The 21,702-nt window shown below is 40.9% G+C and carries 26 protein-coding genes; 7 read left to right on the forward strand and 19 right to left on the reverse strand.

Annotation, left to right across the window (positions count from 1 at the left end; genetic code table 11):
- Positions 1–16 precede the first annotated feature (16 nt).
- The 3 genes from C6344_RS05575 (at position 17) to C6344_RS05585 (ending at position 1,549) form a co-directional block, all read left to right on the forward strand.
- A complete protein-coding gene (locus C6344_RS05575) occupies positions 17–448 on the forward strand; it encodes a MarR family transcriptional regulator (protein WP_034660968.1) in 432 nt (143 codons plus the stop codon).
- A gap of 54 nt (positions 449–502) precedes the next feature.
- Positions 503–763: a hypothetical protein gene (locus tag C6344_RS05580; RefSeq protein WP_034660970.1), complete on the forward strand. Its 261-nt coding sequence runs from the start codon at positions 503–505 to the stop codon at positions 761–763.
- Positions 764–832: 69 nt separating this feature from the next.
- Positions 833–1,549, forward strand: coding sequence for a DUF4397 domain-containing protein (locus tag C6344_RS05585; RefSeq protein WP_223251475.1), 717 nt, complete (start codon positions 833–835; stop codon positions 1,547–1,549).
- A 31-nt stretch (positions 1,550–1,580) separates the two neighbouring features.
- Here C6344_RS05585 and ypmT read toward each other — a convergent pair whose 3' ends face one another.
- The 7 genes from ypmT to ilvA form a co-directional block, all read right to left on the reverse strand.
- Positions 1,581–1,778 (reverse strand): protein YpmT, encoded by a 198-nt coding sequence (gene ypmT / locus C6344_RS05590; RefSeq protein WP_034660972.1) that lies wholly within the window; start codon positions 1,776–1,778, stop codon positions 1,581–1,583.
- A gap of 22 nt (positions 1,779–1,800) precedes the next feature.
- Positions 1,801–2,367: a YpmS family protein gene (locus tag C6344_RS05595; protein ID WP_034660973.1), complete on the reverse strand. Its 567-nt coding sequence runs from the start codon at positions 2,365–2,367 to the stop codon at positions 1,801–1,803.
- Between the two features lie 9 nt (positions 2,368–2,376).
- Positions 2,377–3,138 (reverse strand): SGNH/GDSL hydrolase family protein, encoded by a 762-nt coding sequence (locus tag C6344_RS05600; RefSeq protein WP_223251476.1) that lies wholly within the window; start codon positions 3,136–3,138, stop codon positions 2,377–2,379.
- Positions 3,139–3,207: 69 nt separating this feature from the next.
- Positions 3,208–3,798, reverse strand: coding sequence for an SCO family protein (locus C6344_RS05605; protein ID WP_060596571.1), 591 nt, complete (start codon positions 3,796–3,798; stop codon positions 3,208–3,210).
- Positions 3,799–3,821: 23 nt separating this feature from the next.
- Positions 3,822–4,664, reverse strand: a complete 843-nt coding sequence (locus C6344_RS05610; protein WP_034660975.1) for a DegV family protein — start codon at positions 4,662–4,664, stop codon at positions 3,822–3,824.
- Positions 4,665–4,851: 187 nt separating this feature from the next.
- Positions 4,852–5,103: a YpmP family protein gene (locus C6344_RS05615; protein ID WP_034660976.1), complete on the reverse strand. Its 252-nt coding sequence runs from the start codon at positions 5,101–5,103 to the stop codon at positions 4,852–4,854.
- 36 nt (positions 5,104–5,139) lie between these two features.
- Positions 5,140–6,408, reverse strand: a complete 1,269-nt coding sequence (gene ilvA / locus C6344_RS05620; protein WP_060596699.1) for a threonine ammonia-lyase IlvA — start codon at positions 6,406–6,408, stop codon at positions 5,140–5,142.
- A gap of 181 nt (positions 6,409–6,589) precedes the next feature.
- Between ilvA and C6344_RS05625 the strand changes: the two genes are divergently transcribed.
- A complete protein-coding gene (locus tag C6344_RS05625; RefSeq protein WP_106072818.1) occupies positions 6,590–7,558 on the forward strand; it encodes a sigma 54-interacting transcriptional regulator in 969 nt (322 codons plus the stop codon).
- A 14-nt stretch (positions 7,559–7,572) separates the two neighbouring features.
- A complete protein-coding gene (gene trhA / locus C6344_RS05630; protein WP_106072819.1) occupies positions 7,573–8,211 on the forward strand; it encodes a PAQR family membrane homeostasis protein TrhA in 639 nt (212 codons plus the stop codon).
- Between the two features lie 35 nt (positions 8,212–8,246).
- On the opposite strand, the gene C6344_RS05635 is transcribed toward trhA, so the two are convergent.
- The 12 genes from C6344_RS05635 to C6344_RS05690 all read right to left on the reverse strand — a co-directional run bounded on the left by C6344_RS05635 (position 8,247) and on the right by C6344_RS05690 (position 19,254).
- Entirely contained in the window at positions 8,247–8,870 is a 624-nt protein-coding gene (locus tag C6344_RS05635; RefSeq protein WP_060596578.1) for a lysophospholipid acyltransferase family protein, read from the reverse strand.
- A gap of 19 nt (positions 8,871–8,889) precedes the next feature.
- The gene (folA, locus tag C6344_RS05640) at positions 8,890–9,375 is read right to left on the reverse strand and encodes a type 3 dihydrofolate reductase (protein WP_060596580.1); all 486 of its coding nucleotides are present in this window, start codon (positions 9,373–9,375) and stop codon (positions 8,890–8,892) included.
- Entirely contained in the window at positions 9,372–10,166 is a 795-nt protein-coding gene (locus tag C6344_RS05645) for a thymidylate synthase (RefSeq protein WP_060596583.1), read from the reverse strand. Before C6344_RS05645 ends, folA begins: the two co-directional genes overlap by 4 nt.
- 103 nt (positions 10,167–10,269) lie before the next feature.
- Positions 10,270–10,797 carry a phosphatidylglycerophosphatase A family protein gene (locus C6344_RS05650; RefSeq protein WP_034660983.1) on the reverse strand — a complete coding sequence of 176 codons (528 nt, stop codon included), beginning with the start codon at positions 10,795–10,797 and terminating at the stop codon, positions 10,270–10,272.
- An 18-nt stretch (positions 10,798–10,815) separates the two neighbouring features.
- Positions 10,816–11,433, reverse strand: coding sequence for a YpjP family protein (locus tag C6344_RS05655; RefSeq protein WP_060596585.1), 618 nt, complete (start codon positions 11,431–11,433; stop codon positions 10,816–10,818).
- Positions 11,434–11,867: 434 nt separating this feature from the next.
- Entirely contained in the window at positions 11,868–12,656 is a 789-nt protein-coding gene (locus C6344_RS05660; protein ID WP_106072820.1) for a class I SAM-dependent methyltransferase, read from the reverse strand.
- Between the two features lie 65 nt (positions 12,657–12,721).
- Entirely contained in the window at positions 12,722–13,156 is a 435-nt protein-coding gene (locus C6344_RS05665) for a BrxA/BrxB family bacilliredoxin (protein WP_034660988.1), read from the reverse strand.
- Positions 13,157–13,238: 82 nt separating this feature from the next.
- Positions 13,239–14,915, reverse strand: a complete 1,677-nt coding sequence (gene ilvD / locus C6344_RS05670) for a dihydroxy-acid dehydratase (RefSeq protein ID WP_012010311.1) — start codon at positions 14,913–14,915, stop codon at positions 13,239–13,241.
- A gap of 307 nt (positions 14,916–15,222) precedes the next feature.
- Positions 15,223–16,359, reverse strand: a complete 1,137-nt coding sequence (locus C6344_RS05675; protein ID WP_034660989.1) for a conserved virulence factor C family protein — start codon at positions 16,357–16,359, stop codon at positions 15,223–15,225.
- Positions 16,360–16,389: 30 nt separating this feature from the next.
- Positions 16,390–17,001, reverse strand: a complete 612-nt coding sequence (locus C6344_RS05680; RefSeq protein ID WP_060596589.1) for an HD domain-containing protein — start codon at positions 16,999–17,001, stop codon at positions 16,390–16,392.
- A 13-nt stretch (positions 17,002–17,014) separates the two neighbouring features.
- Positions 17,015–17,497: a glutathione peroxidase gene (locus C6344_RS05685; protein ID WP_003216059.1), complete on the reverse strand. Its 483-nt coding sequence runs from the start codon at positions 17,495–17,497 to the stop codon at positions 17,015–17,017.
- A 74-nt stretch (positions 17,498–17,571) separates the two neighbouring features.
- Positions 17,572–19,254 carry a formate--tetrahydrofolate ligase gene (locus tag C6344_RS05690; RefSeq protein WP_106039277.1) on the reverse strand — a complete coding sequence of 561 codons (1,683 nt, stop codon included), beginning with the start codon at positions 19,252–19,254 and terminating at the stop codon, positions 17,572–17,574.
- A 138-nt stretch (positions 19,255–19,392) separates the two neighbouring features.
- Between C6344_RS05690 and metA the strand changes: the two genes are divergently transcribed.
- Both metA and C6344_RS05700 read left to right on the forward strand, forming a co-directional pair.
- The gene (metA, locus tag C6344_RS05695; protein WP_034660994.1) at positions 19,393–20,301 is read left to right on the forward strand and encodes a homoserine O-acetyltransferase MetA; all 909 of its coding nucleotides are present in this window, start codon (positions 19,393–19,395) and stop codon (positions 20,299–20,301) included.
- A 228-nt stretch (positions 20,302–20,529) separates the two neighbouring features.
- Positions 20,530–21,681, forward strand: a complete 1,152-nt coding sequence (locus tag C6344_RS05700) for a diglucosyl diacylglycerol synthase (RefSeq protein ID WP_095285307.1) — start codon at positions 20,530–20,532, stop codon at positions 21,679–21,681.
- Positions 21,682–21,702: the final 21 nt, after the last annotated feature.

A 21,702-nucleotide genomic window follows, 5' to 3' on the forward strand; every position in this document is an offset into this window, starting at 1 on the left:
AATGGGGGTTTAATGATTGGAACAAAGAAAACAAATGATGTATGAAATGGATTCTTTACTGAGAACCGTATTTAAGCAGATCCGTTATGAGATTAACAGCCTGCTCGAAAACGAATTATCTCGGAATGAATTTCTCATTTTAAATCTGCTTCGTGAGCAAGGTGCAAAAAAAGTAACGGAATTTGCGTCCATTCTAGGGGTGTCAGCAAGCCATATCACAGCTGTGACCGACACACTCGTAGAAAAGGGCTGGATTACCCGTATCCGTTCTAAAGAGGATCGCCGCATCATCAAAATCCACTTAACCGATAAGGGTAAGGAAATTACTGAGCATTTTGAGAAAAAGAAAACAGAATACTTTATGGAGCGATTTGAGTCATTCGACGACGAAGAACTGAAAACAATGATCAAATTATTTAAAAAGCTGGATAAAAGTCAAAAGGATTAAGCATAGATTTTAGCGCTCTGGACATGCTACGGATAAAAAGAGGTGGAATGAACCATGACAAGCCCTTATCTTTGTCCAAACTGTAAAACAAACAGAACGCGCTTTAATCTGATTGAGCAGCTTTCAGAACCTGTGAAGCTGGATCCTGCGACCGGAGCAGTTGTCGAAAGATACGAAGGAGAGCAGCTTTCTCCTTTTCACGTGAGCTATCAAGGTCCTCAAATAAAAGTCCAGTGCGGCGTTTGTGGTTTAATTGAGGATGAAAAAACGTTCATTAAGCTAGCTGAATATCATCAATATTCTTCTCCTTCTTAACTTGCGGGCCTGACGGAAAACGTCAGGCTTTTTTCTATGCTTCTTTTGCCTATACAGATCGCCTTTTTCATGCATACGCTACAAAAAACACCATCGCATAAGAAAGTAGGGATTGATGACATGCAGCAGCTCTCTTATCATGACTTTCCATACCGTCCACTCGCTGCGGGCTTCGAGCACCCTCAAAGCAGCCCTTCATCCAAAGCCTTTATTCGGCTCTTTCACGCTGCACCAGATCTTAGTGAGCTCGCTGTATATGTGAATCGGAATGAGGTCTTGAAAAAAATGCCTTACAGTCATTTGACAGCTTATATGGAGTGGGATGAGGGAATTTATGAGATAGAAGTGTTCAAGCTGGCCACAAAAGAAAGAGTTCTTCATTCTTGCATGATGATTAAACGTAGCGAGATTTACACCCTATGTATCACAGGTGCTCATGCAGGTTTTGCGCTGCTGACAGAGCGGCAAGACCCTGTGATTCAACACGAGGACCTGTCAGCCCTTACATTTGTCCATCTGTCTCCAGACCTTCCTTCCATTGATATATATGAACGTGATCAAGGGGTGTTATCAAAGGAGCTTCATTATGTAAACAGCACTCACATTCATCATTTCTCCCCGAATAAATATCATTTTGAATTAAAAGCCGCCGGTACTCAAAGTGTACTGCTTGATATCCCAAAAGTTCATCTGCAAGCAAATCGCGCATACCTCATTCTGCTTCATGGCTTTGCTAACGGAGAGCCAGAGCTTATGGCGAAGGTGGTCTTGTCTCAGCAAATATAAAAAAGAGCCTTTCCTCAATGGAAAAGGCTCTTTACGAGACATCTTCAGCTTTTTCTTGCTTTTGAAAATCAAAAGCAAGAATCATGATACCTAGAAATAATGCACAATAGGCAATATTTAAGTAAAACTGATCGATATTTTCTGCTCTTAAATCAGTGGCAGCTGTAATGCCAAAGTACGCAGCAAATAAAAGCGACAGTAAACTAAAATATTGATAGACTCGCTTCATGATTTCACTCCTGACTCACTTTCTATTGCTTTGGATGATAATATGAGAACTCAATTTCATCGTTCTCTAGATCAATTTTGTTTGCTTTCACATACATATCATTCGTCAGTGGCATTTCTGAAAGGCGTACTTCAACCGTTTTTTGATCCGGTTTCACATGAACGAATTCTGGCAGTTCATAGAACTGGCCCATGTAGCTTAAAACAAAACTAATCGGAATGCTCAATTGTCCAATTGAAAGGCCATCCACTTTCAACAGCACATCACCATTATCTTCGACAGTTGGCGTAAATGAGACGTTTGCATCAATAGTCGAAGAGAAAGCTTTAATTGCGCCTGTTACTTTCACATCTTGATCGATCGCCACATGAAAGTCTGGCATATCACTTGATCCTTGATTTTTCAAGTAATCATTGATAAAGCTGGTGAGCGATTCCTTTGAGCTAGATATATTAAAAGAATACTCGCTTTTTAATTCTTTAGTTGAAGCGGATTGACCGCCTGGCAGCATCATCAAAATACCGCAGGCAAGAACAATCAATAGATTGATTGCAAGTAAAATAAAAAATAAGCTTTTCCACTTTTTCATACGTTCACCCTATTCCTTCGGCAGTCCTTCTTTTTTCACTTTGGAGAATAAACGATTTGCCATAAGAGAGTACCCCTTTTGGTTTGGGTGGAAATCATCATCTGCCAGTAATTTTTCATCAGAATCTTCCTCAAATAAATCTGCTACATTGATGATATCAGCGTTGCCGTCTTTTTTCAGTTCCTTTTTGGCAGCGGCATTCCAATCTTTGACGACTTCATCAATATCTCGCAGCTCAGACAAACTGAACTTAAATGGATTGTACATGCTGACATACATGATCTTCGCATGATCATTGTGCTTTCTCAATTGAGCAAGAATGGTTTTAAAGCGCTCCTCAAAAGGACCCTGCTCTTTTTGAAAAGGAGCAAACGTCAAATTGAGCACATTTTGATGGACAACATGCATTAAGTCATTGCCGCCGATCGTAAAGAAAATATAGTCAGCGTCTTTCAGTCCGTCTTGCACCTTTTTTTCTTTTAATCTTTTTAATAAATCTACCGTTCTACTGCCTTTAATGGCATAATTTTTTAATGTGACAGATTGCACGCCGTCCACCGCTTCTAACTTGTCACGGGTCATGCCTGCATATCCTTTTTTATGTTGATCTCCGATTCCTTCTGTTAAGGAATCTCCAACCGCTGCGATCGTAATATGTTCTTTTACGTCTTGTGTGTCTTCTAGTTTATCCTTTATGCCAGCCTCTTGCGCGGAACATGCAGAAAGAACAAAAGCTACAGACATCACAATCAAAATCAAACGAGCCTTCAAACGATGATGTCCCTCCTTTTTCTGATTAAAAAAGTGTATCATGTTTTCGCTCATTTGAACATCCTTATGCTAGCTTCGATTCAGCGTTTTGATGTCCTTGATAATTTCATCATAAGGTGTATTTTGTACGCCATCATAATTTTTCATCACTTTCCCTTCTTGATCAACTAGGAAAAACAATGACTGATGAATCACTTGGTCTTCATCTTCAGGTTTCTTCACAATGGTTTTAAAGCTTTTCATTGCGAATTTTTCGATTGCGGACTGTGAATAGCCAGTGAGAAAATCCCAATTTTTAAAGGACAATGGATATGCTTTTGCAAATTCTTTTAGCTTGTTCGGTGAGTCTACCTCCGGGTCCACGCTAAAGGAAATGATATGCGCATCCAACTTTTCTTCTTTTAACCGTTTTTGCAGCTCTGTCATATGAGCAGTCATCGGCGGACAGATCGTTTCACAGCTTGTGAAAATAAAATCTGCAACCCATATTTTCCCCTTCAAATCATCCAATGACACCTTTTGACCATCCTGATTTTCATACTCAAACGGCTGTATTTGATAATTTAACGCATCTTTGATTTGTCCATTTGAACATGAGACTAAAAGAAGCACGCTTATAATCATAAGCGTACCAAGTGAGGCTCCCCTTTTTTTAAGCATGGTACGTCCATCCCCTTTTTCAATCAATCGGTATAAAAAGTAAAGCCTATTGCGCCTTTTCCAGTGTGACACGAAATAATCGGTGTTGTGTAGGCGATGTCAACAAGTGCTTCAGGTGTGTGATCAAGCAGCGCTGATTTGAGCTTTTCAGCGAGTTCTAATGCATCTGCATGCGCTATCCCAATGGCTTGAACTGTTTTTCCTTTCACGGCCTGTACATACTGTTTGGTCAAATAGCGGACAAGCGCAGAATAGCTTCTCACATTCGCTTCCGGCGTGTATACCCCGTCTGTTAAGCTGGCAATTGGTTTGATGTGAAGAAGTGAGCCGATCAGCGCCTTTCCTCTTCCAATTCTTCCACCTTTCACGAGATTTTCTAATGTATCGATTGTGACAAATAGCTTTGTTTTAAGGCGGATTTTATCCATTTCTTTGATGATGTCTTCACGGCTTGCACCATTTTTTGCAAGCTCTGCTGCTTTGCTGACTTGAAACCCTAATCCATAGGAAATAAAATTTGAATCAATCACCGTGATGTTTCCGTCTACCATTTTCGAAGCGCTTTCAGCAGTTTGAACAGTTCCACTCATCCCACCCGTTAAATGGATACTAATGACTTCGCTTCCATCTGCCGTGAGCTTTTCATATAATTCGACGAATTGACCGATCGCAGGTTGAGACGTTTTCGGCAATTCCTCAGCGGCCTCCATTTTTTCAATAAATTCATCTGGCTGTATATTCACTCGGTCAATATAATCAACCCCAGAAATGGAGATATTGAGCGGAATCACGTGAATGGAAAGATCATTGATTTTTTCTTGCGGAAGGTCCACAGTTGAATCTGTTACAATTTTAATTTGTTTCACTATCGTCTCATCCTTGCTGTCTTAGTCTTTACTTATGATATTACCTTATTTCGTGCATACTTGAAAACAACTGTCATGACGTTTTTGAAATTGTCACATTTTCTTCTTTTCATGAAAAAAATCCTTGCCAAGCTGAGCAGCTGTCATTTCAAAACGGCCGCTCACTCCACTTGACAAAGATTTCTATTTACGCATTGTGTTTCAGTGTAGGCTCCTGATAGATCTGCTCATATGTGCTCCACTTGACGTTACGTTTCACATCCTCTCTGAAAGAGTACACAGCTCTCTTTCCTTTAGATACATAGACTTTTTTCAAGAAAGCTTCAAGTCTAAAGGTGAGCATGAAACCATACGTCTCATCTCCCTTTAGTACAGGGACTTCTGTTACCTTGATCTGAGCTCCATCCATCCGTCTAAAACATATTGTTTTGAGCAGCACAAACGATCAATCCTCTTTTCCAATGTTCTGTTACGCCTAAATAAATAGGTGGAATAAATCTTGATCTTTATTCACTTCAACATAATGGAATCCTTTTTTATTCATCCGTTCAATCAGCGCCGCATAGTCATCTCTTTCTTTCAATTCGATGCCAACAAGCGCGGGGCCTTTGCTTCGGTTATTCTTTTTCGTATATTCAAAGCGTGAGATATCATCATTTGGCCCTAATACTTCATCTAAAAATTCCCGAAGCGCTCCTGCTCTTTGCGGAAAATTGACAATGAAATAATGTTGAAGCCCTTCATAGATCATCGACCGTTCTTTGATTTCCTGCATTCTGCCAATGTCATTATTTCCTCCACTGACAATACAGACAACATTTTTCCCTTTAATCTCCTCGCGATGGGCATCCAGCGCTGCGATCGACAGTGCGCCTGCCGGCTCTGCTACAATCGCACATTGATTATACAGCTCTAAAATGGTTGTACATACTTTTCCTTCAGGTACAAGACTGATTTTATCGACAACGGACTGAAGCGATGTAAACGTCTTTTCGCCAATCCGCTGAACCGCTGCTCCGTCTACAAACTTATCAATTGAATCAAGTGTCACAACCTCGCCCTTTTCATGGGAAGCATGGAGTGAAGCTGCGCCAAGTGGTTCGACTGCAATGATTTCGGTTTCTGGGGCGATATTTTTGATATATGTACCAACCCCAGATAACAGACCTCCGCCTCCAACACTTGCAAATAAAAAGTGAGGCTCCACTTCGATATCATTTAATATTTCTACAGCAGTCGTTCCTTGTCCTGCCATCACATCCAAATCATCAAACGGATGGATAAACTCGCGCTTCTCTTCATCTCCGCATTTTACTGCTTCATGATATGAATCATCAAACGTATCTCCGGTTAAGATAATTTCAACATATTCTTTTCCAAAAAGCTCGACTTGAGATACTTTTTGTCTTGGTGTCGTGGCAGGCATAAAGATTTTCCCGTGGATCCCTAAATATTTACAAGAATATGCAACACCCTGCGCGTGATTTCCTGCACTTGCACAGACAATGCCGTTTTCTAGTTTATCTTTTGGAAGCTGGCTCATTTTATTAAAAGCGCCTCTTAATTTAAAGGAACGAACTACTTGAAGATCCTCTCTTTTTAAGTAGACATTACATTCATATCGTTCAGAAAGTCGCTCATTTTTTTGAAGAGGTGTATGAATCACTACATCCTTCAAATTTTGATGGGCCTTTAAAATGTCTTTCACTTGAATTAGCGTGTTTTCTTTGAGCAACGGTTTCATGTACAAGATCCTTTCTCTTTAACCTTATTTAATTTGTCATTATAACATGAATATTCAAAAAATAAACCAATAGATCATGGATCAAGCATAAATTTCATAAACTTTTTCGTTTTTCTGTACATTTGGTTTTATTGGGTGTTACAATTGAACCAATTAGAACCACAAAGAAAGGAATCACCCGATGACCACACATTCGTTTACGTCTATATATGGAGAGCATCAATATATCAAGCGTGCCATTCATCTGGCAAAGCAATTCACAAAACACGAGCAGCCGGTCTTGATAACAGGAGAAATTGGCACAGGCAAAACACTATTTGCCCAGGAAATTGCAAATGCAGCTGCTACAAACGCTTCACTGACACATCTATATTGCCCCATCTTAGATGAAGATACCTTACAGAAAGCCTTCACGGAAAAGACCAGTCAAATTCTTTATTTAGACGAAATCGCCGCATTAAATATTCCTATGCAGCATCAGGTCATTCGTTTTCTAGAAACCTCTCCTGCAACAAAAGTCATTGCCACTTCGTCTTTATCAATAGAGGCATTGAGGGTGTCATCTACCTTTTTACCTGAGCTGTTTTATCGCTTAAATGTTTTCCATTTGCCCCTCCCGTCATTAGCAGATCGAAAAACAGACATTCCTGTGTTAACAACTGCTTTCTTTCAGGAGCTGAGCATGACGCCTGATATTGATCCAAGTGTTTGGGAAACGTTGCAGGAGTATCCGTTTGAAGGAAACGTACAGGAACTCAAAAATATCGTTCATTATGCTGCAGTCATTCTCGAGGGGCAAACGGTTTTTTTACACCACTTACCGCCTTTTGTGTTAACACCTCTTTCGCCGGACGTAAAAGGAAAAAAGGAAGAACACCAGCTCACACTAATGGAAAAACAAGAGTTTGTTTTCCTGCTGGAAGCCATTAAATCTCTCAATGAGAAAGGAGAAGCAGCCAGCAGACGCATCTTGTCTGAATTAAGCAAACAAGGCGACATTCCGCTGACCCCTCAGCAGGTGAGGAGCCGATTAGATGATCTTGAGAAAAAAGCTTACGTGACGAAAGGAAAAGGCAGGGCCGGCACGAAGATTACACTTGAAGGTCTTTCATTCCTGAAGTCACTTGATGGTTATATACCGGTTCAATAAAAGGAGGCTATCCATTGTTTACTGTAAAAGAAGAAATTGCAAACGCCATTACACATGGCATTGGCGTTATTTTATCCATACCAGCCATTGTTTTTCTCGTTTTATTCGCTTTTCAATACGGCACTGTCACAGACATCATCAGCTTTTCGATATTTGGCTTATCCATGCTGCTGCTCTATTTAAGCTCGACCTTGCTTCATAGCATTCGGCACAAAAAAACAAAAGATGTATTTGAAATCCTCGACCACTCGGCTATTTATGTATTGATTGCTGGTACATATACGCCCTTTTTACTAGGACCATTAAAAGGCGCACTAGGCTATACGCTTCTTGCGATTGTATGGGCGCTCGCTGCTGGCGGAATTGTCTTTAAAATCTTTTTCGTCAAACGGTTTATCATTGTGTCCACCCTTGTTTATTTATTAATGGGCTGGATGATTATCATTGCCATCAAACCACTTTACATTGGGTTAACGGGCGCAGGATTTGGCCTCTTACTGTTAGGCGGTCTATTGTATTCAGTCGGAACCATCTTTTATATTTGGCGGAAAATTCCCTATCATCATGCCATTTGGCACAGCTTTGTACTCGGCGGCAGTGCATCGATGTTCTTCTGCATTCTCTTCTATTGTGTGAACATTCCTGCTGCATGAAAAAAACCAGCATCCACTTTCGGATGCTGGTTTTTCTATGCGCGCTTTTGGGCGTAATCACTCATCATGACAGGTGCTTTAATATGAATATCAACATTAACAGGGCGAAGCCTTTTGACGATCTTCCCAGTTAATAGACGATCCGTTCCACTTGTTTCAATCGGTACAAGCGGACAATCACAATCTTCAGCAAGTGCCTCTGCCATGTGACGCTTTGCTTCTGGAAGCAATACACTCTGCCCAGATAAGATTCTTTCCTTTGCTTCTTCTAATAAGGCATCATCAGATTGATTCTGATGAATAACCGCCATCTTCTTCAGCCATTGTTTTAAAATGGGATATCGAAAAAGATTCGGCTTTGCCATGAAAGCAAATGGCTTCTCAAGGTGACCAATCAATAATGTCGTCGTGACTGGATTCAGTGCCTGTGTGATATAAATAACGGGTCCATCTGGCAGCTTCTTTTGCTGGTGAATGGTCATGACTGATCCTGACTGATCAATACAGCCCCGGGCAAACCTTTTTGCATGCTCATGAATGAGATGCATTCGTTTCGTATAGGAAATGCGCGGATCAGTTAATTCATGAGCATGCAAATGCCTCATACTTTTAAAAAAGGATAGGGCAACATAAATCGTTAAAAACCAATAACGAAACAACCGTACTCCTCCTACTCATTTATCCTTTTTTGTCATATACGACAAATTCATAATTGTAGGGGTTCTTTTCGTCACGATGGCCTTTTTCGCGTGATACAACCGTCCATTCGTTTTCATTGTAATCAGGAAAGTAGCGGTCTCCTTCAAACGCATGGTGAATATGCGTGATATATAGACGATCCGCATATGGCATCATTTCTTCATACAGCTTAGACCCGCCGATGATAAATAACTCTGTCTCGTTCTCCCCGATTGCCAAAATATCAGCAATGGAATGGACAACCTCGCATCCTTCTGCTTCAAAAGAAGAACTTGTTGTCAAAACGATATTTCGGCGGTTAGGCAGCGCTCTTCCAATTGATTCAAACGTTTTTCTGCCCATGACAATCGTATGCCCGCCTGTGACTTTCTTAAAATACGCTAAATCAGCTGGTAAATGCCAAGGCATTTGATTATCTTGACCAATGACTCTGTCTTTTCCTGTCGCCACAATCATCGAAATCATACACTGACTTCTCCTTTGATATGCGGATGCGGGTCATAGTTCTCAAGCACAAAATCATCGAACGTGAAATCAAAAATGCTCTTCACATCTCTTGTAATGCGAAGCTGCGGAAGCTTGCGTTCCTCGCGCTCTAGCTGCATTTTCACCTGCGGAAGATGATTCTGATAAATATGAGCATCTCCTAGCGTATGAACAAACTCTCCTGGCTCAAGATGTGTAACTTTGGCAATCATCATCGTGAGAAGGGCATATGAAGCAATATTAAATGGCACGCCTAAAAAGATATCTGCCGATCTTTGATAAAGCTGGCAGGAAAGCTTCCCGTTTGATACGTAAAATTGAAACAGACAATGACATGGAGGCAGCGCCATTTGATCAATTTCACCCGGGTTCCAAGCGCTGACGATCAGTCTTCTTGAATTCGGATTATGCTCGATATCGTGGATCAGCTTTGTGATCTGATCCACAGTCTCACCGTCCCCACTAGCCCAAGATCGCCACTGCGCTCCGTACACACGGCCCAGTTCGCCATTTTCATCTGCCCATTCGTTCCAAATCCGGACGCCATTTTCCTGAAGATATTTGACATTTGTATCACCTTTTAAAAACCACAGTAACTCATGAATAATTGATTTCAGGTGCAATTTCTTTGTTGTTAAAAGCGGAAATCCTTCCTGCAAATCAAATCTCATCTGGTAACCGAACGTGCTGATTGTACCTGTTCCCGTTCTGTCACCTTTTTCATCCCCGTGCTGTAATACATGACGGCATAACTCTTTGTATTGTTTCATTTTTTTCATCCTTTATTTATGTTCTTGTTGTAGTTTACCTTATTTCTGCTTTTGTTTAAACCAAAAAAACATGCCTGCATGATGAGCAGACATGTTTTTCTTTTTATACTTGATTCACTCGATCCTGCTCTTCGTCCTTAATATCTTGGTGTGAGTGAGCAATACGGCTAGCTGCTGCTGCGGCAAGCGCGGCGACAAGGTCATCAAGGAAGGTATGCACTTCACCTGGACGACCTTCATCTAATTCTCGAATAATACCGAATTTCTCTTTATCTAAATAACCGAAGTTTGTCAAACCGATTGATCCATATACATTGACAATGGAAAGCGGAATAATTTCATCAATACCATATAGCGGCTCGTCTGTTTCAACTAAGTGCTGCAATGGTTCTGGCAATAGCTTTTTTTCAGCCAGCTGATCAAGGGCAAGTCCTGTTAAAACCGCATGGACAATTTCCCTTTTATTCAACACTTTTTCAACATTTTCAATACAGACACTAAGTGGAAGGTTTGGATGATATTTTTCTTGAAGCTTTAGCACAATATGTGCAATATCTTCAATTTTCACTCCACGTTCGTTTAACATTTGTTTTGTAATCTGCACCATTTCGTTCATTGTATACTTTTTCAATTGGCATGACATCTCCTTCTAGTGGCTCATCCAGCTCGGTGGGGTGTTTTTGTCCCAGTAAATATTACCGAGTTCATGATGCGTCTGGAATCCATCTTCTGCTGTATGGTAGTGAAAGTTAAACCAATATCCGCTGTGTGGCGGCTGATCTCTTCTCACATGAAAACGGAGCAAATCTTCTCCAGTCTTTCGGTTGTAGATGTGGAAGATTTTTTCGCCATTTCCGCTTGAAGGCTGATCAGTTAACACAACATCTTGAAATTTTTCGTCATCTTTGAAATTTGTTAAAACATCGGTTAACACTTGTTCAATTTTCGGTTGAATCTCTTCTCTGTACTCGTCTTCAATGACAGGTGTGATTTTACGGCCGAATTTGAGAAAGGATTGATTTTCTGCACTTGATAGAACCTCCTCCTTATATTGCTCAAAGGGGTCTACCTGCTCTTTGTTGTCCTCTTGCGATAGTTCCCAGCTGCGCAATTCATCTGATGTATCATAAACCGCTGTATAAGGCGTTTTATCAGATGAAGAAAGTTCAGATGGCTTGTCTGTCATCAAAGCCGACGGAGGAGAGATTAAACCAAAAGTTGCAATTGTAAAGAGCGCAACAAGCGTTTTTCTCATCCACATCTTCATGATATCTAATTCCTTCCATAAGTTATCATACTGCTATTCTAGCATATAATGAATTTTCAGTCATTCAATTTGGTCACTGATTTGAGACTTTCTTTTTTATAATAAAACGTTTACAATGACAGTAATGACGACTAAAATTTGGGAGGAATGGGTATGCTTGAAGGGTTTTTCATCACAGCTTCCTTGCTGACACTGTTTTATTTTGTCTATATGGAGATTACGGATTAAAAGCCCTTAGAAAGGGCTTTTTCAGATTGTTGACAAAGGGCTAAAATAATCTTGATTTTAGTCCTTTGTCTTCTATTCAGCGTGATAGAAAACCTTTGAAGTCTAGGAAGGACGAGCTCTGGAATGGAGCGAATTTGATATTCGTGAGTACCGGAGCGCGGGACTGACAACGAATGCAAGGGTTTGTCTACACGCTGTAAAAGCCCTTAGTGAGGGCTTTTTTCTTTCTCAATATAACCATAATGAAATTGGGCTGTTTTTCGTTTTATGACGTGAAATTGATAGGATTCCGCTGTAAATCGTGTACTTTTCCAATGATCTTTTAAAACCACTCTTTTTCTTGCCACTCTTAACGCCTCTTGCACGGCTATTTCGTGATCAAAGTGGTGCTCTGCCGCATGACGCAGCGGCGCTATACTTGTAGATTCTTGAATCGTTTCCTCAAACATCGGATCAAAATAGACAATATCAAATGAACGGTCAGGACACTGCTTTAGCTGCTCGATACTGTCTCCACTGATCACAGATATCCGTTTCATCGCTTCATCTGCTTCTTCTATCCCTGTCTCCCATGTGTTCAGTCCTTCTCGCACTAGTAACGCCGTAATGGGATTCTTTTCTATACCGATGGCCCTTCCATTCCTGCCTATCACACAGCTTGCAGTAATAGCATCTGACCCTAAGCCAAGTGTGCAATCTAAAAAGGAATCTCCCGGCTTTAGCTGTGCTGCTTCGATTAAAGGATCCTTTTCTCCGCGCAAGAGCCGCTTCACCCTGAACATCGCTGAGCTTGGATGAAAAAAGAACTTTTCACCATTAGGCTGATACCATTCGAATCTTTCTTTCCCGACAACAAGTACATCTCCTCGTTTCATCGCAAGCTGCTTGACGGATTGTTTGCGTCTTTCTACATACTCACCATGTAAATCCTCTGCAAGAGCCTTCGCTGTTTCAATCGTTTGTTCATTTGCTCTAAAGCTTGTTGTAATGAGCATATTGTTCCTCCATCATGATCAAGAAAAAATGCCCTGATCTGATCACAGGGCATTTCAACACTTGATTAGCAATGTTTTTCGAATGCAGTTAAGACATTTTTCATGATATCTTCCATTTCATGACCTTCAATTTCGTCACGCGGGATAAAATGAACGAGTTCATTTCCTTTTAAAAGGGCCATAGAAGGAGATGATGGCTCTTCACCCGTGAAGTATTCTCTCATTTTTGCCGTTGCTTCCCGATCCTGCCCAGCAAATACTGTGACGATTCTGTCTGGAGCTTTTTCTGCCTTCATCACAGCTTGAGTCGCTGCTGGACGTGCTAATCCGGCAGCACATCCGCATACAGAATTAATGACAACAAATGTTGTTCCTTCAGCTTCTTGCATGGTTTGTTCTACTTCTTCTTCCGTCTTAAGTTCTTGAAATCCTGCACTTGTCAGCTCTTGGCGCATTGGCACAACGAGCTGGCGCATATATTCTTCATATGCCATTGACATAAAAAAGCCCCCTCTAAAAATCCTTATGTTGTGAATAAAGGATACTATAGAGAGAGCCAATTTTCAAATGTTCCATATCAGATTAAATTTTCATGATTCCGCCTGTATTGGCTGATGTCACAAGTTTTGAATATCTAGCAAGATAGCCAGTTTTCACTTTTGGCTCAAAGCCTTTCCAGTTTGCTTTTCTTTTTTCCCATTCTTCCTCTGGAACATCGACGCTTAAAATGCGTTGTTCAATATCAACCACGACATGGTCACCATTTTCAACAAAGGCGAGCGGGCCGCCTTCAGCTGCCTCTGGAGAGACGTGTCCAATGGACAAACCACGAGAAGCGCCGGAAAAACGTCCGTCAGTAATTAAAGCAACCTTTGGCCCAAGTCCCATGCCGACAATTTGTGAAGTTGGTGCAAGCATTTCTGGCATACCAGGTCCGCCTTTAGGTCCTTCATAGCGAATAATGACAACATGTCCTGCTTCTACTTTTCTATTAATGATGCCTTCAAGAGCTTCTTCTTGGGATTCAAATACGATCGCAGGTCCTTCGTGACGTGTGATCCCATCTTGTACCCCGCCCGTTTTAATGATGGCTCCATCTGGCGCAAGGTTTCCAAATAAAACGGCTAAGCCGCCCTTTTCAGTAAATGGCTTATCGATTGGATAAATGACGTTATAGTCTTTTACCTCATGTCCTGCAATGTTCTCACCAAGCGTTTTCGCTGTGACGGTCATTGTATCTAAATGAAGTGCGCCTTCTTTTTTGGACAATTCATTTAGCGCAGCTGTGACGCCGCCTGCTTCATGTAAATCCTCAATATAAACATCCGAAGCTGGAGCAAGTTTTGATAAATGAGGCACACGCTCAGCTACTTCATTGATACGTTCAAGTGAATATTCAACACCTGCTTCATTTGCGATCGCCAGTGTGTGAAGAACGGTATTGGTTGAACCACCAAGTGCCATATCTAATGCAAATGCGTTATCGATTGCTTTTTCAGTCACAATATCACGTGGTTTAATATCCTTTTTAATGAGCTCCATCAGTTGTTTTGCTGACTTTTTCGCAAATTCTCTTCGCTCTGGTGACGTCGCCAAAATCGTTCCATTTCCAGGAAGAGCAATTCCAAGCGCCTCTGCTAAACAGTTCATTGAGTTTGCTGTAAACATACCTGAACAAGAACCGCAGGTTGGACAGCCAAACTGTTCTAATTCATTTAATTCCTCTTCGTTAATTTTACCTGACTGGTATGCACCAACGCCTTCAAATACAGAAGAAAGAGAAATCTTTCTGCCATCACTTGTTCTACCCGCTTCCATCGGTCCACCGCTGACAAAGACAGTCGGAATATTGACACGCATCGCTGCCATCATCATCCCTGGTGTAATTTTATCGCAGTTAGGAATACAAACCATTCCATCAAACCAGTGAGCAGATACAACGGTTTCTACAGAGTCAGCAATGATTTCACGGCTTGGTAATGAATATCTCATCCCGATATGACCCATCGCAATTCCATCATCGACCCCAATCGTATTGAATTCAAATGGGACCCCGCCAGCTTCACGAATGGCTTCTTTCACAATTTTCCCGAATTCCTGAAGATGGACATGTCCTGGGACAATATCAATATAGGAATTACATACGGCAATAAATGGCTTGCCGAAGTCCTCATCCTTTACCCCCGCCGCTCTTAGTAAGCTTCGGTGAGGTGCTCTGTCAATTCCTTGTTTAATCATATTACTGCGTAGTTCTGCCATCTGTTTAAAAAGCCTCCTATACTACAAGTCTTGTTGACTGCATGATTTTGAGTTGATTTTATTTTACAAATTTTCTGTTTATTTAGCCACCGATGAATGACTGATGACCAACATGTCTGCTGAAACTAGCGCTCAGCAAGGTTCGTGTCATAAAATCTGACCTCCAATATTCTATATTGGTACTACTATATAGAGTTTTTTCGCATATTTCAACAATATTCAAAATAATTTTTCTAAAAAAATTTTTCTGTCTATCACTTTAAGAAAAACAAGCTGCCTTTCATTGGCAGCTTGCTCATATTTCTCATCATTCTGATGCATTTTTTCTACTTTCTGTCATTTGTTTCCATACAGAGCCTTTCGCTTCTTCTCCGTGCTCAATGCGCTCAATCGCCATTTTCACTTGAAGGCTGACTTCAAATTCAGGGTCTTGCTCAGCTTCTTTTAATGCGTCAAGTGCTGTTTCGTCACCTTCTTCATAGAGGAACATAGCTGCACGCCAGCGGACAAGTTTACTCGGATCCTTTAATGCTTCGATCATTGCTTCCATAGCGCTAGGATCACCAAGGTCTGAAATACAGTCTCCAGCGGTTCTGCGGACCGTCACAGTTTTGTCTTTAAGTCCCTTATATAATATAGGCAGTATAGCAGGATCTTCAATCATTCCAGCATTCACAACGGCTTGTCTGCGAATGGATGTTTTTGGGTCCTCCATCGCTTTCATTAAAACAGGTATATCCTTTTGCTCTGGCTGCATTTGCTCTAAATGGGCAAAACGCTTTTTCCAATCTTCCTCGCGCAGCATGTCTTCTGTTACATCATATGCCTTTCGGTTCACCTGTCTATCTACGGCTTCTTGCCCTTCTTTGACCGCCTCTGTTAAGCGGGCTAAACGCTCGTCATCATAGGCTGCTTGCAGCTCTTCTGTGACTTCCTGGCCGATATCAGCAAAGTCACCAAAACGAACGCCATGTTCTTTCCACACACGTTCAAATACGACATTGTCTGAACTGCTTCTGAGCTTTAAAATGGCTGCTTGGAAGCGTTCAGGCATTCCGAACCGCTCTTCTCTTTCGCCGTCTGTTAATTTGACTTGCATCGGAATCCCATTAAACATTTGGACAAACACTTTGACTTCGCCAAATGTGTCACCGCCTGACTGCGGTCCTTCCTGAAGGCCTTCTGTTTCTTGACCAAAGGCTTCTCTCACCTGTTGTAAAATGCCCTGCCAGTCAAACTTTGCATTACGCTCGACCGCTAAGAAATCTGCGACATGATAAACACCTTTTACACCTTCAATGTTCAAAATGCGCTTGATCATTTCTGGCGCTTCGTCTTTTTGATCCTTTTTGTAGTTGTTGCTTTTACCGCCGGCAAGTGCTTCTGTCAAAATGACCTTCATGGTATTTGGACTTGGCGTCGGTTCTATCGCTGTTATTTTCATCTATACATCCTCCTTACACACATAAAGACCCTACTCATCTGTAAGGCCGCATTCTTCTTTCCACGTCTTGATAAATAAGCTCATCAATTCATGCCGCTCCTCAGCAAGCTGCTTTCCTGCAGAGGTGTTCATCAAGTCTTTTAATTTGAGCAATTTTTCTTCCATATGCTTTAGCACGGAACCCTGCTGCGTGTTATTTGTATAGTGGGGCTCCCCTCTTGCGCCTGCATAAGTAAACACTCTTGCAATACCGCTTGCCCCTATCGCATCGAGTCTATCTGCGTCTTGAACAATGGCCCCTTCTAACGTCATAGGCCTATTCTGCTTATGTCGATGACGAAAAGACATCGTGGTAATGATATCAATGATATAACGAATATCCCGCGTATTAACTTCCCAAGAAAGGAGCTGAAGCTCAAGTTGTTGCGGTGAAAGCTTCCATTCACTCGACAGCTTTTCATCAATGACATCATGAACAATCGCTGCCATTTCGATCATAAAAAGAGAGCCGCCTTCCTGATTAGCAATCTGGCGGGCAAGCTGGCGCACACGATCAATATGAGCCGCATCGTGTCCAGTCGGTTCATATTTCAGCTGATCTGAAACAAAGGAGGCAGCTGCCTCCAATTGTTTTTTCTGCATGACTGTGAGCACCTTATTTGTCCAAAAGAGCGATGATGGAGCTTTCTAATTCTTTTGGTGATGTTTTCGGAGAGAACCGCTCAGTGACTTCTCCGTTTTGATCCACGATAAATTTTGTGAAATTCCATTTCACTGTTTTCGTTCCAAGTACACCTTTTGCATGACTTGTTAAATGTTTGAAAAGCGGATGCGCATTGTCACCATTGACATCTACTTTCGCAAACATAGGGAAGGTTACGCCATAATTCAAAGAACAGAATTCCTGAATCGCTTCTTCCCCTTCTGGCTCCTGGTTCATAAATTGGTTGCACGGAAATCCTAAAATTTCAAGGCCCTTTTCATGATATTGATCATATAGCTCTTGCAATTGTTTGAATTGAGGAGTCAGTCCACATTTGCTTGCTGTGTTGACAATAATGAGTACTTTTCCTTTGTAATCTGCCATTGATTTTTCCTGACCGTTAATGGTCTTGACCTGAATATCATAAATTGACATCTCATAGCCTCCTAGGATTCACTTTTTCCTATCGTAACATGCTTCTTTTAGAAAATCGCTTTTTATGCTTCCGGTTAAAAGAGTCCTGTCACACTGCCGTCTTCTAATAAATCCATCTCGAGCGCCGCAGGTTTTTTAGGTAATCCAGGCATTGTCAGAATGCTTCCGGTTAAAGCAACAATAAATCCTGCTCCTACAGATGGTTTTAACTCACGAATCGTAATGGTAAAGCCCTTAGGTCTCCCAATTAAAGCTGGATCATCCGAAAGTGAATATTGCGTTTTTGCCATACAAACCGGTAAATGACCCCAGTCGTTTTTCTCGATGGCTGCCAGCTGCTTTCTTGCTTTTGAAGTGAGTGTGACCCCGTCTGCTCCATAAACCACTTGGGCAACTTTAGATAACTTTTCTTCAATAGAATCATTTTCTTCATACAAATAGGAAAAGTGGTTCTTCTTCTTTTCAATAAGTGTCGCGAGTTCCTCGGCAAGTGCTGTCCCGCCTTCGCCTCCTTCTTCCCATACATTCACAGCTTTGACTGGATGGCCATGTGCGTGGCACCAATCTTCTATCGATTGAATCTCTTCTTTTGTATCAGTGATAAACCTGTTTACTGCGACGATGTATGGAAGACCGAAGGCTTGCACAGTTTCAATATGCTTTTCTAAATTATGTATACCTTCTAATACGGCATGTGCATTCTCTTCTTTGAGTTCAGTTTTCTTCATTCCGCCATGCATCTTTAATGCTCTGACAGTCGCCACAATGACCACTGCACCAGGCTTGAAATCACCAGCTCTTGTTTTAATGTGCAGGAACTTTTCTGCTCCAAGATCTGCTCCGAATCCAGCTTCTGTTACCACATAATCGGCTAATTTCGCAGCCATTTTGGTTGCAATCAAACTATTACATCCATGCGCAATATTGGCAAAAGGACCACCATGTACTAGGGCCGGAGTTCCTTCAATCGTTTGAACAAGATTCGGTTTGAGCGCGTCTTTTAAAAGTAACGTAAGAACACCTTCATATCCAAGTGCTCCAACTGTGACTGGCTCGCCATCTTGATTATAGGCAACAACAATAGAAGAAAGACGTTTTTTTAAATCGGTTAAGTCTTCTGCTAAACAAAGGATGGCCATCATTTCGGAGGCAACTGTGATGTCAAATCCGTCTTCTCTAGGATACCCATTTAACTGACCGCCAAGTCCGACAACGACCTGTCTTAATGCACGATCGTTTAAATCAAGCACTCGCTTCCATACAATGCGGCGCGAGTCGATGCCGAGTTCATTTCCGTGATGGATATGGTTATCAATGAACGCAGATAAGGCATTATGCGCAGAAGTAATGGCATGAAAATCTCCTGTAAAATGAAGATTGATTTCTTCCATCGGCAGCACTTGTGAATATCCTCCACCCGCTGCACCGCCTTTTATGCCCATTGTAGGACCTAATGAAGGCTCGCGCATCGCAATGATTGCTTTTTTCCCAATTTTTTCGAAGGCTTGACCGAGGCCGACTGTTACGGTAGACTTCCCCTCACCTGCTGGCGTTGGATTGATCGATGTGACAAGAATCACATGTCCTTCTTTTTGTTCTTTTAAACGGTCAAAAATAGTCAAAGATATTTTCGCTTTTGTGAAACCATAGCATTCTAATTCTTCGTCATGTATTTGCAGCTTTGCTGCGATGTCTTGAATAGGACTCAGCTTTGCCTTTTGGGCGATGTCAATATCTGATAAATGCTTTGTGATCATAAATAAACGGCCTCCTTTTTTTCCAGAAACAGCTTTGTTTTTGCTCTGTTTTTCATTGTAACATAATTGAAACATTGAAATATCGCCAGAAAGTTCCTATAATGAAGTGAAATTAGCTTTGGTTCAGGGGGTGGCGAGTTGCCTATTAACATACCAGTTCATCTGCCGGCAAAACAAATACTAGAGAGCGAAAACATTTTCGTCATGGATGAGACAAGGGCATTCAAGCAAGATATCCGTCCTTTGAATATCGTGATCTTAAATTTAATGCCAAAAAAAATACAAACTGAAACGCAGCTGCTAAGAATGCTCGGAAATTCTCCTTTGCAAGTGTACTTTACGTTTTTGATTCCAAGTACGCATACACCGAAGAATACGTCGAGAGAGCATCTAGATGAATTTTATACGACCTTTGAATCGATTCGCCATAAGAAATTTGATGGAATGATCATCACCGGCGCACCAATTGAGCATTTAGCTTTTGAAGAAGTGTCCTATTGGAAAGAGCTTCAGGACATCTTGGACTGGAGTAAAACCAATGTGACGTCTACCCTTCATATTTGCTGGGGTGCACAGGCAGGCCTATATCACCATTATGGGATTGAAAAAATCAAGCTTCCCGAGAAAAAGTTTGGCGTATTTGAGCATCTTGTGAAAGAGAAAAAAGAAAGATTAGTCAGAGGTTTCGATGAAGTATACTATGTCCCACATTCGAGGCATACAGATATTAATACAGAACAATTAAAAAACACGCCGAATTTGAAAGTATTGAGTATCTCTGAAGAAGCGGGTGTTTGTTTAATTGTTTCAGATGATGATAAACAAGTATTTTTAACTGGACATCCTGAATATGATACGGACACATTGAAGCAGGAATATGAAAGAGATTTGTTGAAGCATGATACAGTCCAAAAACCTGTCCACTATTTTATAGAAGATGGTGACACATTAGTCCCAGTGAATCGCTGGAAAGCCCATGCCACTTTACTGTTTATGAATTGGCTCAATTATTATGTTTATCAAGAAACACCATACGTTTGGGAATAAAATAGACTGTGGTCTGATGATAAATGATCAAAATGTGTTAAAATACAAATGGCTCTGTCTTCCATTATCAATTTAGTCTCGTTGTTTTTTAAAATTAGTTTAATTCTTTCGTAACGAATGATATGCTCTGGCTGTTTATATGTTATCTTTATGTATATGTAGACCTATGAGATTAATAGTTTTCGTACGAAGTTTTGTTGTTGTTGATTACATTTGAGGTGAATATTCTTGAATACCAATAAAAAAATATTAATCTTGACCGCAAATTATGGAAATGGACATATGCAGGTGGCTAAAACACTGTATGATGAATGCAAATCCCAAGGGTTTGAACATGTTGTAGTTTCTAATTTGTATCAAGAATCAAATCCCATTGTGTCAGAAGTGACTCAATATTTATACTTGAAGAGCTTTTCCATTGGGAAACAATTTTATCGCTTGTTTTATTACGGTGTAGATAAAATTTACAATAAACGCAAATTTAACATTTATTTAAAAATGGGAAATAAGCGTCTTGATGAACTCATTCAATTACACAATCCGGATATCATTATTATTACATTCCCGATGATTGTTGTTCCAGAATACCGGAACAAAACAGGCAAAGTCATCCCGACATTTAATGTCATGACAGATTTCTGTCTTCATAAGATTTGGGTACATGAAAACATCGACCGATACTATGTTGCAACCGATTATGTGAAACAAAAATTAGTGGAAATCGGCACACATCCAAGCGATGTCAAAGTGACAGGCATTCCTATTAGACCACAATTTGAAGCAGACGTGCCAAAATCGAAGATTTATAAAAAATATGGATTATCATCAAACAAAAAAGTTCTTCTGATTATGGCTGGTGCTCATGGTGTACTGAAAAATGTCAAGGAATTATGTGAAGCGCTGCTTCTCGACAGTGAAGTACAAATTGTTGTTGTATGCGGAAAGAACGCAGCGCTAAAACAATCACTGAGCGATCTTGAACAAGCACATCCAGATCAATTGAAGGCGCTTGGATATGTGGAACAAATTGATGAATTGTTCAGAGTAACAGATTGTATGATCACAAAACCAGGCGGTATTACTTTAACAGAAGCAACAGCAATCGGTGTCCCGGTCATTCTTTACAAGCCTGTCCCTGGACAAGAAAAGGAAAATGCTCATTTCTTTGAAGATTATGGTGCGGCCATCGTCATCAACAGACATGAAGACATTTTAGAATCTGTGACCAACTTGCTGCAAGATGAAGAAAAGTTAGAAGTCATGAAACAAAACATTAAAAAACTGCACTTAAAGCATTCTTCTCAAACCATTTTGGAAGATATCGTTGAGCAATCAGATCTCATCACGAATAACAAAACGTATGCTCGTGCATTATCATAAAAAGGTGTCCGTCATTGACGG

This window comes from Bacillus sp. GBSW19, assembly GCF_002998655.1.
GTDB lineage: Bacteria > Bacillota > Bacilli > Bacillales > Bacillaceae > Bacillus.

Coding starts and splice junctions, on each gene's coding strand:
- C6344_RS05685 (WP_003216059.1), bottom strand. CDS start 17,497: ATGTCAATTTATGATATTCAGGTCAAGACCATTAACGGTCAGGAAAAA.
- C6344_RS05585 (WP_223251475.1), top strand. CDS start 833: ATGCATACGCTACAAAAAACACCATCGCATAAGAAAGTAGGGATTGAT.
- C6344_RS05605 (WP_060596571.1), bottom strand. CDS start 3,798: ATGCTTAAAAAAAGGGGAGCCTCACTTGGTACGCTTATGATTATAAGC.
- C6344_RS05655 (WP_060596585.1), bottom strand. CDS start 11,433: ATGAAGATGTGGATGAGAAAAACGCTTGTTGCGCTCTTTACAATTGCA.
- ilvA (WP_060596699.1), bottom strand. CDS start 6,408: ATGAAACCGTTGCTCAAAGAAAACACGCTAATTCAAGTGAAAGACATT.
- folA (WP_060596580.1), bottom strand. CDS start 9,375: ATGATTTCGATGATTGTGGCGACAGGAAAAGACAGAGTCATTGGTCAA.
- C6344_RS05690 (WP_106039277.1), bottom strand. CDS start 19,254: ATGATCACAAAGCATTTATCAGATATTGACATCGCCCAAAAGGCAAAG.
- C6344_RS05665 (WP_034660988.1), bottom strand. CDS start 13,156: ATGTCAATGGCATATGAAGAATATATGCGCCAGCTCGTTGTGCCAATG.
- ilvD (WP_012010311.1), bottom strand. CDS start 14,915: ATGGCAGAACTACGCAGTAATATGATTAAACAAGGAATTGACAGAGCA.
- C6344_RS05625 (WP_106072818.1), top strand. CDS start 6,590: ATGACCACACATTCGTTTACGTCTATATATGGAGAGCATCAATATATC.
- C6344_RS05645 (WP_060596583.1), bottom strand. CDS start 10,166: ATGAAACAATACAAAGAGTTATGCCGTCATGTATTACAGCACGGGGAT.
- C6344_RS05660 (WP_106072820.1), bottom strand. CDS start 12,656: ATGCTCATTACAACAAGCTTTAGAGCAAATGAACAAACGATTGAAACA.
- C6344_RS05595 (WP_034660973.1), bottom strand. CDS start 2,367: ATGAAAAAGTGGAAAAGCTTATTTTTTATTTTACTTGCAATCAATCTA.
- C6344_RS05675 (WP_034660989.1), bottom strand. CDS start 16,359: ATGAAAATAACAGCGATAGAACCGACGCCAAGTCCAAATACCATGAAG.
- ypmT (WP_034660972.1), bottom strand. CDS start 1,778: ATGAAGCGAGTCTATCAATATTTTAGTTTACTGTCGCTTTTATTTGCT.
- C6344_RS05680 (WP_060596589.1), bottom strand. CDS start 17,001: ATGCAGAAAAAACAATTGGAGGCAGCTGCCTCCTTTGTTTCAGATCAG.
- C6344_RS05580 (WP_034660970.1), top strand. CDS start 503: ATGACAAGCCCTTATCTTTGTCCAAACTGTAAAACAAACAGAACGCGC.